Origin of the sequence: Achromobacter pestifer (assembly GCF_902859625.1) — a bacterium.
In the GTDB taxonomy this organism is placed as follows: domain Bacteria; phylum Pseudomonadota; class Gammaproteobacteria; order Burkholderiales; family Burkholderiaceae_B; genus Achromobacter; species Achromobacter pestifer.
Map to the genome: position 1 here is coordinate 274,625 of NZ_CADIJX010000004.1, position 17,588 is coordinate 292,212.

Here is a 17,588-nt window from a genome sequence, read left to right on the forward strand (position 1 = left end):
TAGGACCTTGGGAAGATCAGCGAACAATCAGGCCAACATCCGACGCATCGGCTGGATATCGATGCGCTCATCGTTTTCCGGCACAGGCATGACCGATGCGCACAGGCCCAGGAATTTGCCCAGCATCGCATCCAGCGAAAACAGCTTCTGCGCGCGATGGCGGCTGTGGTCTCTTAGCGCTTCGTTGTCGCGCACCTGGTCCACCATTGATGCGACTTTCTCGCAGGCCTCGTGCAGATCCGGATGTTCGACATCCTTAAGCAGGTGACCGGTCACGTTCTCTACGAAGCACTCGCCGGCGCCGCCGGCAGGCGTCGAAACCACCGGAACGCCCAGCAGCTGGGCTTCGATCAGCACGTTGGGCAAACCCTCGTACCGCGACAGCAGCACGCTGGCGTCCATTTGCGAATACCAATAGCCAACGTGATTGGACAGGCCCACCAGCAACAGCCGATCCGTCACACTCAGCTCGTGCGCAAGCGCCTCGATGTTCTCTCGCAGACGCCCGTCACCCACGATGACAAAGCGCGCCTGTGGACGTTCCTTCAGGTAGAGCGCCGCCAGCTTGATCCAGAGTTGCGGCCGCTTGTCCGGCTCCAGCCGGAATACGCCACCGATCGTCTCCGTGGCATCGGTCGTGCTCTCTTGGAAGGCCTTCCACTTCTCCTCATCCGCGGCCGATGCGTCAGTCGCCAGATCCGGCACGCCGTTGTACAGAATGTGAAAGCGCATGAGCGGAATATCCAGCCATTCCGAATAGGCTTCCGCGGCCTTGCGGCTATTGCTGACGAACACCACCCCGGGCACTTGAGCCAAGGCTTGGTAGAGCTCTGGATACTCTTCGCGGAAACGGTCCTTGCGGATATTCGGCGGCAGCCCGCGAAACACGAGATGTATGGTCGGGGCCCCGGCCAGCAAGGCGGCCAGCGCGCCGAACAGGCAAGTCCCGTCCTGCCACAGACTCACGACGTCAAACAGGTTGGCCCGGAGGACGGGCGCAAGCCGTGTCACGCCGTAATGAACGGGTGGCGGCAATTGCTCCAGCAAGCGGCCCAGGCTTCCTTCCGGCAGCGCTTGATGAGAGACGGAAATGGCGGGCAGTCTGTTGATTTCCGTGACCGGAATCCGCGCCTTGATCAGAACGGGCAGGAAGAAATCCTCCTGCTTCTTAGCGGCCCCCGACGGCTCGGTGTGCTGCTTGACCAGCACCTCGACCTTCTTCGGTCTCATGAGCATGTCGGTTGGCTGCGAGTCTGGCGACGCCGCCAAGCGGGTCAGTTCGCCCGCCAGCCGCGTCAGCTGCCGCTCGGCGCCGCCCGGCCCAAGGCTGCCCGTCACCAGCGCCACCGATATCGGCTTCTCCGGTGACTGTTCGGCAATCTGTCGATTCCGGAAGTGCAGAATCGCATGCTTCATCGACACGATCCTGACGTCCTTTCCGGCCAGCCCTTCTTCAGACTCGAAGCGCTGGTAGAAGGCATAGTCGCTAGCCAGTCCTTCGGCCAGTTCTGCTGCCTTGCTGCCAGGCGCAAGATGCTTCGCAACGGGCGCGATCGCCTCGAATGCGTCGGCCAGCAAGCCGCGCTTACGCAATCGCTTGGCGAATTCGACTCGCATGTTGCGATCCGTATGCTCGGATATCAGCCGACGAAACAGCGCGTCGGACTGCTCGTGTGCACGAATGTCGCTCAGCAGCTTTGCCCGCGCGAACAAACGGTCTGCACTCTCCACTGACTCGGGCAGATGGTGGTCGACCAAGGACAAGGCGTCATCGATACGCCGTTCCTTCACGAGGCGGGTCGCGCAGTAGCGGACGATCTGTAGATCATCCGGGCATTCCTGCAATAGCGTCGACCACTGTTCGGCCATGCCCTCATTCAAGCCCGCCGACTCCTTCAGCTTAAGCAGAAGGAAGCGGACTTTCGAGTCTTCCATGTAACCGCGAGCCAACTCTTTTGCCTGAGTCAGATTCTCCTGTGCAACTTGCACCCGCCCCGACGCCGTGACGATCTCTTCCAATTGGGAATGAACCCATTGAAGATCGGACGTAGCGTCCACCCGCTCGGTAGTCAGTGGTGGGTTCATGCCGCCTTTCTCCGGTTGATCTTCTCGATCCACACCAGGCAGCGTTCGATGTAGTGATCGAACTGCGCCGGATTCTCAGAACGTTCCTGGAGCTTCTTCCAGTACGGCAAGGCTTGCTCGAAGCGATGCAGGCGCATGGCGCCCACGGCGGCCAAACGCAGGCCAACGGGGTCTTCGGGCACGAGTGCCACGATCCGTTCGCCCAGCGCCAGGCGTTCCGTCGTGCTGGACGAATCCAGCGCGCGCGCCTCGGCATACAGGACGGCCAGGATGCGCCGCTTTTCGTGATCGACTTCCGTCATCTGAGGCCACGATTGCGCAACGCGGTCCAGCAGATTCCAGGCTGCCTGATGATCGCCGTTGGACAGGATCTCGCGGGCGCCGCGGATCGCGCGCGGTCCAAGCCTGCCAAGCTGGCGCTCCGCTTCTTCCTTTGCGCTTTGGTCGGCGGACGCATGCGCAAGCACCATCTTGTAGGCGTCGATGGCCTCGCCGAACCAGCCGCCATTGAACGCCACCCGCGCAAAGTACAACTTCGCGCTGAACGGGGCGGACTCATCGGCAGCGGCCTGCTCAAGATGCCGCATGGCGGTTTGCTTGTCGCCCAGCGCGTCGGCTGCCCGGCCGCGCATGGCATCCAGTTCGGGGAAATCGACGTCGGTATCCAGTGCGATGTCCGTGAGGTCGATCACTTCCTTGTTGTTGCCCGCCAAGAGCGCGGCCCGCACGCCAAGACGCATCGCCCGCTCGAATGCGCGTTGCGCGCGCACCCCGGTCAGTGCGTCAGGGTTGAGCAGACGGTGCGCGCAGATTCTCTCCGCGGCATCGCGCAGACGCCCCTCTTCCAGTGCACGATTCCCTTCTTCCGCCCAAGACGACGACTGCGCAAGCAGCCATGCACGGATTTCCTCTTGCTCGCTATCTGCCAGGTGGCAAGACACCGCCAATGCGGACGCAGCCAGGATGCAACCCCGCCACGACGCTTCCTTGACGAGCTCCAGGGCCACAACGTCGTCCAAGTCAGGAGTCTCGGACGCCAAGGCGCGCAGTCCTGCGCGATCCCCGGCCATCAGGCGCTCGCGCCACAGCACGGCAAACCCTCGGCCATACGACGGGATGGCTGCACGGACTTCGTGGACCCAGCGTATGGCGGCCTCCATGTCGCCGCTCGTCTGCAACAACGAGAGCACCGTGTCGGCCGCTTCCACCGCGCCCGCATCTTCCGGGGAAGAAATGCGGAACAATTGCTTCCAATTGCCCAGGGCCTCGTCGATGTGGCCCAATTGCGCTGCGGAAGCCGCTGCGATTCGTACGATTTCGGGGGTTTCGATCTCGTCGCCCAGCAGACCTGCCGCCAGCGAGTACGCCACATCATGGCGTCCCAGCTTGAACTGATTGCGCATCAGAATCTGTTCGGCCTTGCTACCGGTTGCCAGTGCGCCATCCGCGCTGCCCAACAGCGCAAGCGACCCTTCGTAGTCACCCAGCTCTTCTTGAATCCTGGCGAACAGCAGCATGTGGTCAGGCAGGCCGGGATGGCGGCGAAGCACATCACGCACGCGCCGCGACGCTTCGCGCAGGTCGCCCGAATCCCACAACTTTTCAATGCGCTCGGCGCTGTCGTCGGTTCCAAGCTTGGGCACGGCGACCTGCGGCGTGGATGCGCTCATGCGCGGACGCATGAAGTTCTTGTACCAGTCCGCGCACAGGCGCTCGCCAAAGTTCTGTGAGTAGTGCGTCAGGTCGAGCCCGCCGTTTTCCATCGCATCGGCTTGCCCAATCTTGTTCATCAGCGGCGTCGGATCGTAGCAAGGCACGCCAATGCGCTGAGCCCCCGCGACGATCGCAGCGATCAACTGCGCTCGCTGTTCGATCGGCACATTGTCCGGCGTCAGGGCGTTGACGTGCGTGACGAACACCACCTTGTCGCGACCGAGCAAGTCGACGATCTGACGCATTTCGGCCTCGATCTCGTCGTCCGTCAGATCACGCTTGACGATGCGGGACAGCAAATCCCGATCTTCCGAGGAGAGGCTGTTGAAGACCGGTTCTTGGTCCAGCAATGCGCGCCGCTCGGCAAGCCGGTCGGCGTGGGCGAGAGACCAGAACATCCGGGTGCGCGTGCGGTCGGCGAAGAACTCGCTGAAATAGCGCACCAGATAGTTGGACTGGATGGGATATCCATCAATGGTCAGCAACTTGCGCGAAGACAGTTCGACCATGTACAGGTCGGCCGCCTTGTGCGTCCCACGGCGAGCCTGCTCGCCATTCGACGGTCGGAAGATCAAGCGCTGCACGTCAGCGGGAATCTCACACTCGCCGAACATGAATCGCGCTTGCTGAAGCGCCTCAGCGCTGGTGTGCACAAAGCCGTAGTTGCGCCCGAGCTGAAGCTTGATCGGGTAGCGTCCCACGGCATCGCGCAGCGGCGTGTGGATGCGGCAGGTTCCAATGGGAGCGATGGTAAAAGCGGCCATTCAGGTCTCTCCTGTAATGAGGGATAGCGGGCCTGAACTTAAAGAGTCCAGTACAAGAGGTCAGGCTGAAGCCGTTTGCTATCAAGCACGGACTTCAAGTCGCACACCATGCCCCCGCTCTTGACCAGATCCGGCATGTCATCCCAGATGGAGTCCATGGTTTCGCGGTGAGGAACGGCCAGAATCAGCACGTCCATGTCCCGGAATTCGTCGCGCTGCACGAGCTTGATGCCGTACTCGTGTTCCATCTGGTCCGAATCGGCCATCGGGTCGCATGCAACCGGCGTGATGCCGTATTCGCCCAGGGCGTTATAGAGATCGACGACTTTCGAGTTGCGGATATCGGGAACGTTTTCCTTGAACGTCATCCCCAGAATGCCGACCCGGGTCGATGCATTCAGGCGGCCGTTGCGGGCCAGGGTCTGGACCACGCGCGAGGCGACGTGCTTGGCCATGCCGTCATTGATCCGGCGGCCCGACAGGATGACCTCGGGGTGATAGCCGAGTTCTTGCGCTTTGGACGTCAGGTAGTACGGATCGACCCCAATGCAATGCCCGCCCACGAGACCCGGTGAGAACTTGAGGAAGTTCCACTTGGTTCCGGCGGCTTCCAGGACCTCGGAGGTACGAATGCCGACCAGATCGCAGATCTTCGACATTTCGTTCATCAGCGCGATATTGATGTCGCGCTGCGTGTTCTCAAGCACCTTCGCCGCCTCGGCCACTTTGATGGAAGAAGCGCGGTGTACGCCCGCGTCGATAATCTTTTCGTAGACGCCAGCGATGATTTCCAGCGATGCCGCATCCTGGCCGGACACGATCTTCACGATCTTCTCAAGCGGATGCTCACGATCGCCTGGGTTGATCCGTTCGGGGCTGTAGCCCAGCTTGAAGTCGATGCCGCAACGCAGGCCAGACACTTTTTCCAGCTCCGGGCCGCAGATTTCTTCGGTTGCACCCGGGTGGACGGTGGACTCGAAGACGACGATGCATCCCGGACGCAGCACGGGGCCGATCGACCTGCAAGCTCGGACCAGCAGGGAAAAGTCCGGATTGTTCTTCTCGTCAACGGGCGTCGGAACGGCAACGACGAAGAAATCGCAACCTTCCAGCTCCGACACCTGGTCGGTGAACTGCATGGGGGAAGCAATCAATACGTCGCGTTCGATCTCGCCGGTCCAGTCATCCCCTTCCTTCAGCCGTGCGATGCGCCGCTTATCCACATCAAAACCGATGACATCAAAGCGCTTGGAAAATGCGACGGCTACGGGTAGGCCGACATATCCAAGGCCACACACTGCGATTCTTTTTACCACGGGGGACCTCACTGTTTTCGTCGTGTCGAGAACACTAGAAATTGACGCCCAGAGACACGTAATCGACATAAAATCGACATACGGTTGTCGTGTTTTGGGCGGACTGATTGCTAAAGAATTATTACTGTTCGATACCCAAATAAACGTGCTGGGTGACGAACCAACGAATCGTAGAGGGCATACACAGCAAACTTCTTTCTAAAAATTTTTATTGCTGTGGAAATAAATCAAAGTGGTCGTAATAAACCCGGGAAATCCCTTAAATAATTACATTCATTACATAAACCGCAACAAACCGGGATCGGGCAGTTGTTAGCAAATATTGAAAAGCGTTTTTCTTATTTTTGTTTAACCAAATTGAAAAGACATAATACCCAAACGGCGATTATTTATTAATAACCAGAAGAAATGTCACCATTTCAAATTAACGTCACGGGTATCGCCACAATTCGGAAAGAATACCGTGCTACCCCACGCCTTCCTTAGCGACTGATAACGCCCGCAAAACCTGAATCTTGCGTTTCGTGAGGTGGGCGCCCACGCCCTGGCGGCAGCGCAGGCAAGGAAAAAAAAGCCCACCGCAAGCGGTGGGCTGCCGGGTTTCCGGCCACAGGTTGCTGGGTCGTGCGTCGGACTAGAAGCGCATGGCCAGCTTGAACATCCCGGACTGTTGGCGGTTGCCGCCACCGAACTGTGCGTCGTAGGCGACGCCGGCCGTCGTGTTCCGCGTGATCGTCATTTCCGCGCCAAGCCCAAGGACAGCTGCGTCGCGCGCGATGGGAACCCCCGTCACCGAGAACGTGCTGCCGCCGTCAAAAGCCAGTTCCTGCCTGGGCTTCACATCACCCATGGCATGACGCCAGCCCAGCGATGCCGTCAGGCGGCCGGGCGCGCGGTCGGAACCGAACATCCATGCGCCGCGCAGTCCCATCGTGGTGCTCGTCACGTCGTCAGTGCTTCCTGCTCCGTGCAGGGCTGCCGTGCCGCCGGATTCCTCGAAGTCGCGAGTGCGAACCTGGTTCCACGCCACACCGGCGAAGGGCTCAACGGAGTAGGTGTCGCCCAGCGGCAGCTTATAGCCAAGTTCCGTGAACACTTGCGTCGACGCGGCGTGATAGGACGACTTGAGCTGTTGGTTCAGGCTACCTGCCGCCACGTTGCGCTTGGTGTCGATATCGTGCCAGGTGTAGGCCGCGCCCGCCATGAAGCGCAGATGGCCAGGTCCGGCCTCGAAGCTTCGTCCGCCGAACAACGTGGCGGTATAGCTGTCGACGTCCGTGCGCGAGGACGCATCATCGATCGAATTGTGGCTGCCGATGTAGCCGAGCGCACCACCCATTCGCCAGCCTCCGCCTACCGCACCGTCGCCGCCGACGAAGAGGCCGCCAGCCGATTGGGTCACGCTCGATGCATTGCCGTCGCTACCGAAGGTGCTCCAGTTGCCGAACACTTGCGCCCAGACCGGCGAGGCTCCGCTTTGCGGCAGGGCATCGGACGACGGCGCACCCAGTTGAGCCGTGGGCCGTCCAGCGAGTACCGGCGCATCAAGGTTGCCACGCAAGTGGGCCAATGGCAGCGTGCGCACGGTGTCGCCTTGGCTCTGCAACACGCTGGCGGTGCTTGCGTACGCTTCGCCGGAGAGCATCCTCAAGGCCGAGCGCGCCTCACCTGGCGTCATGGTGAGAACCGCCGTCGTTACCTGGCTGGCTCCCGTCTCTTTGCCCGATCCGTTGCCACTTGCGACCAACGACGATTCGCCTCCAGCCGCGGCCGTGCCATCGCCCGTCGACGTCGTTCCGCTTCCGGTCGAAGTCGATCCATTTCCCGTTGCAGTCGATCCGTTGCCGGTCGACGACGATCCATTTCCGGTGGCGGGAGGATCTTCCTTATCCAAGGCCCCGCCCACGCTGCTCTCGTTGCCGGTGTTGCCGATGTCGCCAATCGCCACGTCATTGCGCGTCAGCGTCATGAAGGCATTTTTGGCGTCGTAGCTGAGCGTGGGCGTCAAGAACGCATACGCGCTTGAGGCGCCGGTGAACCTGCCCTGTATGCCACCGTCCGCGGTCAGGATGTTGTAGGTCGTGCGCGGCGCATAGTTGCCGTCGGGACCCACGTGCGCCACGGAGCCATCAAGGTAGGCCACGCCCGTGACGTGGATGCGGTCGCTGGCGCTGCTGGCCGGATCGGCATGCACGCGATAGATCGTGTTTTCGCCGAAGGTGAGATTGCCGTTGACGGTAAGCGTGCCGATGGGCGAGCCGTCATTGCCCGGCGAAATGACTGCGGTGGGATAGAGGGTGGTGGTGCCCACCTGGCCAACACCCGCCAGCACGACTTCGCGGCCGATATCAACGGGACCGTTCAACTTGCCGTCGATTTCCAGGGCGCCATCGGCGATCAGGATGGGGCCGGTCAGGCCGCTGCTATCGGCAGTCAGGATCAACGATCCCGGGCCGGTCTTGACGAAGCCCTGCGTGCCTTGCAGAGGGTTGTCGATGGTGTCGACGAATTGGCCCGATGCATAGGTGCCGTCGCCAACCACAATCGCCGGCGGGTTTGCGCCGTTGGCGACCAGGGTGATCGGAGCGCCTTGCAGACGATAGCGGTCAGTGGCGAACTGAAGGCCGGACACGCGGACGGGACCCGCCCTGCCATCGACAGTCACGGTGCCAACCGCGCCCGTGAAAATCGCATATCCGCCATCGGGCAGCGCGCCCGTGGCATTGGTCGGACTGTTCCAGTTGGCGCTGGCGGCGCTCCACGTGCCATTGCCACCGCCTGCCTGGGTGGCCGACGCCACGCCGTTGCCATTCCACAGATTGGTCGTGCTCGGACCCAGGATAAGGTTGATCTGCTTGTCCCCGGTCAGCGACTGAATGGTCGCCCCTGGCACCGAGTCACCCGTGACCGTGCCCAACGACAAACCGTTGCCGCTCAACGTGCCGCCGTAGGACATGATCCGGTAGTAGCCCGCGTTGACGCCCAACGTATTCACCGACACGTTCAGCGTCGTGTTGTTGATGGCGGCATTACCGCGAACCGTGATGTTGTCGCCGGTACCGGGCTGCGTGATGGGCAGTCCCGCGTAACCCGTCTCGAAGTCAAACACGGCATTGTTCATCGACAGGTTGCCATTGACGACCAGGTTGCCGTTGGACACGCCGGTCGGCGTGCCCACGGCATAGCCGGGCGCGACGCGCGCGTTGCCCGTCACGCTGAGATCACCATTGATCGAACCAAAACCCGCGACGGTGCCGTTCGATGTCGCATTGACGTTCCCACCGAGTGCGACGCCTGCTCCGCCCCCGTTGCCGCCGATCACCAGCGTGCCGCCGCTGACATCCACCCCACCGGGGAAATTGGCCGAACCGTCGAATACCTGAGTACTGCCTGACGGTACGGTCAGGTCCGCAGCCGTGACGCTACCGCCGTAGGACGTGCTTAGCGCGAGCGTCGCCGTCAGCCACTTCTTCGTGCCATATATCAACGTGAATCCTCTTTCTCTTGATTAATAATCTGAAGCCCAAGCATTACGGGATTGCTGTAAAAGTATTACTACGTAACAGGCTAATCCGTAGGGATGAAAGTGGGCTTCCGCAAAAAAAGGACGCAATGTAAACGCTTTTTTTTGCAATACCAAGAATTAATGGAGTGATCCCGAAGAGATTATTAAAATAGCGACAATAGATACCATCCAAATTATTCAATCAATAAAATGGATACCATCCGACCGCTTTGAATCGTGCGTCTGGATACCATCCAGAACGATGCGCCGGCCGCTTTCCACCGCGATACGCTCAGCGTCGTCGTGAAACAAATAGACATGGGTGCTTGCCAGAATCGCCATGAAAATGGGCCGCTATCAGGCGGCCCATGGAATGACGAAACAACAGGTTTTCCGAGAATGGAATAAATCGAACGTTATGTTCTAAGAATAACTTTATCCATTATCTTCATATTCCCCGTGCATACCGGCGGATTATTCCACCGTCACGCTCTTTGCCAGGTTACGCGGCTTATCCACATCCGTGCCACGTGCGCATGCCGTGTGATACGACAGCAGTTGCAGCGGGATCGTATGCAGGATCGGCGACAGCTTGCCGTAGTTCTCCGGCATGCGGATCACATGCATGCCTTCGGCGCTTTGGATCTTGCTGTCGGCATCGGCGAAGACATACAGCTCGCCGCCACGGGCGCGCACTTCCTGCATGTTCGACTTCAGCTTTTCCAGCAGTTCGTCCTTGGGCGCAATCGTCACGACGGGCATGTGCTCCGTCACCAGCGCCAGGGGGCCGTGCTTGAGTTCGCCGGCCGGGTAGGCTTCAGCATGGATGTAGCTGATTTCCTTCAGCTTCAGCGCGCCTTCCAGCGCGATCGGGTAGTGCATGCCACGGCCCAGGAACAGCGCGTTTTCCTTGGAGGCGAAGCGGTCGGCCCAAGCCATGATCTGCGGTTCCAGCGCCAGCACCGAACCGATGGCCACCGGCAGGTGACGCAGCGCCTTCAGATGTTCGGCTTCCTGTTCGTCGGTCAGGCGGCCGCGCACTTGCGCCAGCGCCAAGGTCAGCAGGAACAGCGCGGTCAGCTGCGTGGTGAAAGCCTTGGTGGACGCCACGCCGATTTCAACGCCGGCACGGGTGATGTAGGACAGCTTGCACTCGCGCACCATGGCGCTGGTGGACACGTTGCAGATGGTCAGCGTGTTTTCCATGCCCAGCGAACGGGCGTGCTTCAGCGCGGCCAGCGTATCGGCGGTTTCGCCGGACTGCGAGATGGTCACCACCAGCGAACGCGGGTTGGGCACGCTGTCGCGATAGCGGTATTCGCTGGCGATCTCGACGGCAACCGGGATTTTGGCGATGGACTCGATCCAGTACTTGGCGGTCAAGCCAGCGTAGTAGCTGGTGCCGCACGCCAGGATCAAGAGCGAATCGATGTCCTTGAAGATCTTGAAGGCTTCGTCGCCAAACAGTTCGGGCGTGATGGCTTCAATGTCTTGCAGGGTATCGCCGACCGCGCGGGGCTGCTCGAAGATTTCCTTCTGCATGTAGTGGCGGTACGGGCCCAGTTCAGCGGCGCCGGTATGCACGTGCACGGTGTGCACTTCACGGTCCACGTTCTTGCCATTGGCGTCCACGATCCACACGCGCGACAGTTGCAGATCGACGACGTCGCCGTCTTCCAGGTAGATGATCTGATCCGTCGTGCCAGCCAGGGCCAGTGCGTCGGAAGCCAGGAAGTTCTCGTTCTGGCCCACGCCCACCACCAGCGGCGAGCCTTGGCGCGCGCCGACAACGCGGTGCGGTTCATCGCGGCAGAACACGGCGATGGCGTAGGCGCCATGCAGGCGGCGCACCGCCTGCTGCACCGTTTCAAACAGATCGCCTGCGTACAGGTGATTCACCAGGTGCGCGATGACCTCGGTGTCGGTCTGGCTTTCAAAGACGTAGCCGACGGCCTGCAATTCGGCGCGCAGTTCATCGTGGTTTTCGATGATGCCGTTGTGGACCAGCGCGATGCGCGGCTCTTCGTTGCCCAGGTGCGAGAAGTGCGGATGGGCGTTGTGCGTGGCCGGCACGCCGTGGGTGGCCCAGCGAGTGTGGGCAATGCCCGTGAAACCTTGCACCTTGTCCTGCGCGACCTGCTCGGCCAACTCGGCCACGCGCTGCGTGCTGCGCGTGCGGCGCAGATGGCCGTCGGCGTAGACGGCGACGCCGCAAGAGTCGTAGCCGCGATATTCCAGCCGCTTCAGACCTTCAACAAGGATCGGGGTGATGTCGCGCTGGGCGACGGCGCCAACAATGCCGCACATAGGAGAGACTCCGCTAAGTTCGTGTACCGACGCATTGTGCGCGACCCGCCAAGAAATTTGATTTCTTTATGTGGCAACAAATGGAAGTTAATTCCCTTACATATTTGTGATTAAATAATCTTTCTTCAAATAGATATTTTTGAATTAATCATGCAAAACCCGCCGAATTCCTTACCGGAACTGGATGATCTGGACTTGCGCATTCTTGAACAGTTACAAGAAGACAGCTCGTTGACCAACCAGGATCTGGCGGCGCGCGTGCATGCGTCGCCGCCGACCTGCCTGCGGCGGGTACGCCGACTGGTGGATGAGGGGGTGATCGACCGGCAGGTCGCGATTCTGGCGGCCGAAAAACTGGGCAGCACGCTGACGGCAATCGTGGAGATCACGCTGGACGTGCAGGCGGCGGAAAGCCTGGATGCGTTTGAGCAAAGCATGCTGACCGAACCGGCCGTGCTGCAATGCTACCGGGTGTCGCCGGGGCCGGATTTCGTGGTGATCGCGCAGGTCAAGGATATGCCGGCCTATCACGCGCTGGTGCACCGGGCCTTCACTGCCCAGGCCAACGTGCGCAACGTGCGCACGTTCTTCTCGGTACACCGCGCCAAGTTCGAGACGCGGATCGACGTGCGCGGCTGACGACGCGGTGCGCCGGTATTACCGGCTGCCCAGCAGGCGCTCGAACTGCGCCAAATACCGGTTACCCATCTTCTGCACGTCGTGCTCATTGCGCACGTATTCGTAGGCACGCTCGGTGACTTCCTGGCGGAACGCCACATCGTCCAGGCAACGGGCCATGCCAGCGGCCATGGCTTGATGGTCGCCCACCGCAACCAGCACGCCGCGGCCATCGGCCAGGCTTTCCTTCAGCCCGCCCGCGTCGGTCGACACCACCGGCACCCGCTGTAGGAAGGCGTCCAGCACGCTGCTGCCCAGCGCCTCTTCCTCGGAGCTCATGACGAAGACATCAAGAATGCTGTAGAAGTCCTCGACGCCCTTGCGAAAGCCCGCAAAGCGGTAGACGTCTTCAATGCCCAGACGGCGCGCTTCGTCCTTGGCCTGCTGCTCTCGGTCACCCCCGGCGCCGAAATGCAGGAAGACAAAGTCGCGGCGCGACTTGGCCAGCTCGCCCACGGCGCGCACCAGCGTCACCGGATCCTTGTCGCGGATCAGTGCCGCGGAGGTCGCCATGACCTTCTTGCCGGTCAAGTCGAATTCACGCACCAGGCCATCGACATTTTCCGCGTTGATCGTGTGCGGCTCGACCGCGCTGCGAATGATGACGGGCTCGATGCCCAGCCTGCGCGGTTCGCCCGCGGCCATCTCGCTGATGGCCACGAACAGGTTGGCGTGACGCCACTTGAAGCCGGTCTTCCATTCGTCGCCCGGTTTGACCACGAACGACGTGCGGCGCGAGAACACCACCGGGCTGCGGTGCAGCCACTTGGTCAGCACGGCCCAGGTGATGGTGTTGGCGGTTTGCGCGTGGATGATGTCGTAACGGCCGGCCCCAGCCAGGAATGCCAGTTGCCCGGGCACGTTGCGACAGGTATGGGCCACAAAGCCTTCCTGGCGGGCGCGCTCGGCCAGCGGCGCCCCTTCCCGGCACATCACTTCGACGTCATGGCCCGCCTTGCGGAAGGCGCGCATGCAATACAGCGTCTGTCGCTCGCCGCCGCGCCAGCCTTTCTCGAAGTTCAGTTGCAGGATCTTCATGCGCGCCCGATGCCGGAATACTCGAAGCCCAGGCCACGCACATCGGCCGGCGTGTACAGGTTGCGGCCGTCGAGGATCAACGGTGTCTTCAGCAGGGCTTTCACGCGATCGAAGTCAGGCGCGCGGAAGACTTTCCACTCCGTGGCGATCAACAGCGCGTCCGCGCCATCCAGCGCGTCGTACATGTCAGTGGCGAAGCTGATGCCAGGCTGGCCCACCAGCACGCGGGCGGCCTCGTGCATGGCAACGGGGTCATACGCGCGCACCTCGGCGCCACGGCGCGTCAGCTCGGCGATGATCGTCAGGCTGGGGGCTTCGCGCATGTCGTCGGTGTTCGGCTTGAATGACAAGCCCCACAGGGCGATCTTGCGGCCACGCAGGTCTTCGCCATAGCGTTCCACCAGTTTTTCCGACAAGCGGAACTTCTGCGCATGGTTGGCGGCTTCGGCGGCTTCGATGACCCGCATGGGCAGGGAGTTCTCGGCAGCGGTATTGACCAGCGCCTGCACGTCCTTGGGGAAGCAAGACCCGCCGTAGCCCGCGCCGGGATACAGGAAGTGATAGCCGATGCGGGGATCGGCGCCAATGCCGCGACGCACCTGTTCGATGTCCGCGCCCAGCGCTTCGGCCAGGTTCGCCATTTCATTCATGAACGAAATGCGCGTGGCCAGCATCGCGTTGGCGGCGTACTTGGTCAATTCAGCCGAACGCACGTCCATCACCATCAGGCGGTCGTGCGTGCGCTGGAACGGTTCGTAGATGCGGCGCATCACGCCGACCGTGTAGTCATCGTCGGCGCCGACCACCACCCGATCCGGGCTCATGAAGTCATTGATGGCCGCGCCTTCCTTCAGGAATTCGGGGTTGGATGCCACGCTGAACGGAATCTGCACGCCACGCGCGGCCAGTTCCTTGTCCACGACCGCCCGCACCTTGTCGGCCGTGCCGACGGGCACGGTGGACTTGTCCACGATCAGCTTGCGGGATGTCATGTGGCGCGCAATGTTCTGGGCCGCAGCCAGCACGTACTTCAAGTCGGCGGAACCGTCTTCGCCCGGCGGCGTGCCCACGGCAATGAACTGCACGTCGCCAAAAGCCACGCTTTGCGCCACGTCGTCGGTGAAATGCAGGCGTCCCGCCTGCACGTTGCGGCGGACCAGGTCTTCCAAGCCAGGCTCGTAGATGGGGATGCCGCCCTGGCGCAACAGGGCGATCTTCGCCGCGTCCACGTCCAGACACATGACGTCGTTGCCCATGTCGGCCAGGCACGCTCCCGACACCAACCCCACGTAACCGGTACCCACGACCGTGATTTTCATGCCTGCACGCCTTCAAAATAGGGAATCTTGCGCGCCGGGTTCCAGAACCCGGCGCCGGCAGCCATTATAGAAGCGGCCGGGGCTACCCCCGCAGCTTGCTGAAACGAACCGTGTTGACCACGACGGCCAGGGCCGCGCAAACCGTCCCCAACACCAACGCCAGCCCAGGGCCATGCGCCACGCTGACGCTGAAGGCGATGGCCACCAGCGCCGTGCCGAAGCTTTGGCCGAATACCCGGGTGGTGGCCTGCAAGCCGCCTGCCGCGCCGCTGCGCGACCGAGGCGCGGCCGACAGCATGGCGCGATTGTTGGGCGTCTGGAAGAAACCAAAACCCACCCCTGCCACGAACATGCCCGCCACGATGGGCCAGTTGGACACCGTGGACGGCAACAGCGCCAGCGACAGCATGCCGATCACCATGGTCGCCGCCCCCACGCCGCTCAGGGTGGCCGCGGAATAGCGGTCAGACAAGCGGCCCGCCAGCGGGGCGATGATGGCCGTGCCCACGGGCCACGCGCCCATCAGCATGCCCACCTCCAGGTACGGCCGGCCCAGCACCTGCTGGAAATAGAACGGCAACGACACATACGACGCCATCTGCGCCGCGAACGTGCAGGCCGATGCCCCCACGGCGAACGCCAGCGGGCGAATGCGCAGCAGATCCACCGGCACCAGCGGCGCCGGTTGCGTGCGGACGCGGCGCACCAGCACCATGCCCGCCACGGACGCAATCGCCACCAGGCCGATGCCGCGCAGCAGGTCCTGGCCCATCATGTCCACACCCGAAATGAAGATCCCCAGCGTCGCCATGCAAAGCAGGGCACTGAACCAATCCAGCTTCACGTCGTTGCGCGGCACTTCGGGCAGATGGCGCAAGCCGAACATGGCCAGGACGCAGATCGGCAAGTTCACCGCGAAGATCCAGGGCCACGGCGCCACCGACAGGATGGCGGACCCGATGGTGGGGCCCAGCACCGACATCACCGCCACCGTGGTGGCGTTGATGCTGATGCCCCGGCCCAGCATCTTCAGGGGATAGATGTTGCGTACCAGACCGCCGAACATGCACATCAGCGTCGCGGCGCCCACGCCCTGGAAGACGCGCGCCGCGGTCAGTTGCCACAGCGTGCCGGCCAGCGCACACCCCAGCGAGGCCAGGGTGAACAGCATCAGGCCGAAGGTGAACATGCGGCGAAAGCCGATGCGCTCGGCCAACGCGGACAAGGGCAGCAGCGTCATCACCACCGCCAGGTTGTAGGCGTTGACGACCCACACCGCTTCGGCGGGTGACGCATTCAGATCGACAGCGATCGTGGGCAGCGCCACGTTGGCGATGGTGGTGTCCAGCACCGACAGGCTGATGCCCGTCATCACGGTGGCGGCCGCCCAGTACCGGCGCGGCGCCGGCAAACCGTCAGGCGGAGCGGGCTTGGCGCCGCCGCCAGACGCATCCTGGGCGAATTCGTTCTCCGCCATCACGACTTCTTGACGGGACGCTGCCAACCCTCAATGGTGACCTGCTTGGCACGCGACACGGTCAGCGCATCGGCCGGTGCGTCGCGAGTCAGCGTCGTCCCGGCGCCCAGGGTGGCGCCACGGCCGACGCGAATCGGTGCCACCAATTGCGTGTCGGAACCGATGAAGACATCGTCTTCGACGACGGTGCGGTGCTTGTTCACGCCGTCATAGTTGCAGGTGATCGTGCCGGCGCCCACATTCACGCGCGCGCCGATATCGGCGTCGCCGATGTAGGCCAGGTGGTTGGCCTTGCTGTCCGCGCCCAGCACGCTCTTCTTGATTTCGACAAAGTTGCCGACATGGCTGCGGTCGCCCAATTCGGCGCCAGGACGCAGGCGGGCATAGGGACCCACGCGCGCGTCGCGGCCCACTTCGGCCTGCTGCAAGTGGCTGAACGCTTCGATCTGGGTGCCCGCGCCAATCGCGACGTCACGCAGGACGCAATGCGGGCCCACGCGCACGCCATCGGCCAGAGTCACATTGCCTTCAAACACGCAGCCCACGTCGATGAACACGTCACGTCCGCAGGTCAGCGTGCCGCGCACGTCAAAGCGCGCCGGGTCGGCCAGCGTGACGCCGGCTTCCAACTGGCGACGGGCCTGCTCGCCCTGCCAGCGACGCTCCAGTTCGGCTTGCTGCACGCGGCTGTTGACGCCCAGCGTCTCCCAACCGGCGCCGGGTTGGGCCGCGCCCACCGTTACGCCATCCGTCACGGCCAGTCCGACCACATCGGTCAGGTAGTACTCGCCCTGCGCGTTCTTGTTGTCGATGCGGGACAACCAGTCTTTCAGTTTGGCGGTCGGCGCGGTCAGGATGCCGGTGTTCACTTCCTGGATGGCACGTTCGGCTTCCGAAGCGTCCTTGTGTTCGACGATGCGGCACACATTGCCCTGGGCGTCGCGCACGATGCGGCCGTAGCCGGTGGAGTCGTCCAGCACTTCGGTCAGCACGGCGGCGCCCGTGGCACGCGCTTGCAGCAAGCGTTGCAGCGTGTCCGGCTGCACCAGCGGCACATCGCCGTACAGCACCAACGTCACGTCGTCCTTGCCATCACCTTCCAGCAGCAGCGGCACGGCCTGCTGCACGGCGTGGCCGGTCCCTTGCTGCGGCTGCTGCAACACGAAGTGCAAATCGGCCTGGCCTTCAAAAGCCTGTTTGACGCGGTCGGCGCCATGGCCCACCACCACGATGATGCGCGCCGGCTTCAATTGACGTGCGCTATCCAGCACATGGGCCAGCATCGGCTTGCCCGCCAGGGTGTGCAGCACTTTGGGAAGGTCGGACTGCATGCGTTTGCCCAGTCCGGCGGCAAGGATCACTACGTTAAGCATAAGTTCCAGTAGG

At 62.3% G+C, this 17,588-nt stretch carries 10 protein-coding genes; 1 reads left to right on the top strand and 9 read right to left on the bottom strand.

Translation table 11 applies throughout. The annotated features are described in order from the left end of the window. Positions 1-27 precede the first annotated feature (27 nt). From HV753_RS17045 to glmS, 5 genes are all read right to left on the bottom strand, one after another. On the bottom strand, positions 28-2,085 hold the full coding sequence (locus tag HV753_RS17045; RefSeq protein WP_175175683.1) for a glycosyltransferase: 2,058 nt from the start codon (positions 2,083-2,085) through the stop codon (positions 28-30). Further along, positions 2,082-4,562, bottom strand: coding sequence for a hypothetical protein (locus HV753_RS17050; protein ID WP_175175684.1), 2,481 nt, complete (start codon positions 4,560-4,562; stop codon positions 2,082-2,084). The genes HV753_RS17045 and HV753_RS17050 overlap by 4 nt, the downstream gene beginning before the upstream one ends. Positions 4,563-4,600: 38 nt before the next feature. After that, positions 4,601-5,860 (bottom strand): nucleotide sugar dehydrogenase, encoded by a 1,260-nt coding sequence (locus HV753_RS17055; protein WP_175175685.1) that lies wholly within the window; start codon positions 5,858-5,860, stop codon positions 4,601-4,603. 652 nt (positions 5,861-6,512) lie between these two features. Further along, positions 6,513-9,365: an autotransporter family protein gene (locus HV753_RS17060; RefSeq protein WP_175175686.1), complete on the bottom strand. Its 2,853-nt coding sequence runs from the start codon at positions 9,363-9,365 to the stop codon at positions 6,513-6,515. A gap of 492 nt (positions 9,366-9,857) precedes the next feature. Further along, positions 9,858-11,690: a glutamine--fructose-6-phosphate transaminase (isomerizing) gene (glmS, locus tag HV753_RS17065; protein WP_175175687.1), complete on the bottom strand. Its 1,833-nt coding sequence runs from the start codon at positions 11,688-11,690 to the stop codon at positions 9,858-9,860. Positions 11,691-11,840: 150 nt separating this feature from the next. Here glmS and HV753_RS17070 point away from each other — a divergent pair, with 150 nt between their 5' ends. Further along, positions 11,841-12,329 carry an Lrp/AsnC family transcriptional regulator gene (locus HV753_RS17070; RefSeq protein ID WP_175175688.1) on the top strand — a complete coding sequence of 163 codons (489 nt, stop codon included), beginning with the start codon at positions 11,841-11,843 and terminating at the stop codon, positions 12,327-12,329. A gap of 18 nt (positions 12,330-12,347) precedes the next feature. Here HV753_RS17070 and HV753_RS17075 read toward each other — a convergent pair whose 3' ends face one another. From HV753_RS17075 to glmU, 4 genes are all read right to left on the bottom strand, one after another. Next, complete coding sequence (locus tag HV753_RS17075) at positions 12,348-13,406, bottom strand: glycosyltransferase family 4 protein (protein ID WP_175175689.1); 1,059 nt, start codon at positions 13,404-13,406, stop codon at positions 12,348-12,350. Continuing rightward, a complete protein-coding gene (locus tag HV753_RS17080) occupies positions 13,403-14,725 on the bottom strand; it encodes a UDP-glucose dehydrogenase family protein (protein ID WP_175175690.1) in 1,323 nt (440 codons plus the stop codon). Before HV753_RS17080 ends, HV753_RS17075 begins: the two co-directional genes overlap by 4 nt. An 82-nt stretch (positions 14,726-14,807) precedes the next feature. Continuing rightward, a complete protein-coding gene (locus HV753_RS17085; protein ID WP_175175691.1) occupies positions 14,808-16,202 on the bottom strand; it encodes an MFS transporter in 1,395 nt (464 codons plus the stop codon). Continuing rightward, positions 16,202-17,575 (bottom strand): bifunctional UDP-N-acetylglucosamine diphosphorylase/glucosamine-1-phosphate N-acetyltransferase GlmU, encoded by a 1,374-nt coding sequence (gene glmU / locus HV753_RS17090; protein WP_175175692.1) that lies wholly within the window; start codon positions 17,573-17,575, stop codon positions 16,202-16,204. Before glmU ends, HV753_RS17085 begins: the two co-directional genes overlap by 1 nt. Positions 17,576-17,588 lie beyond the last annotated feature (13 nt).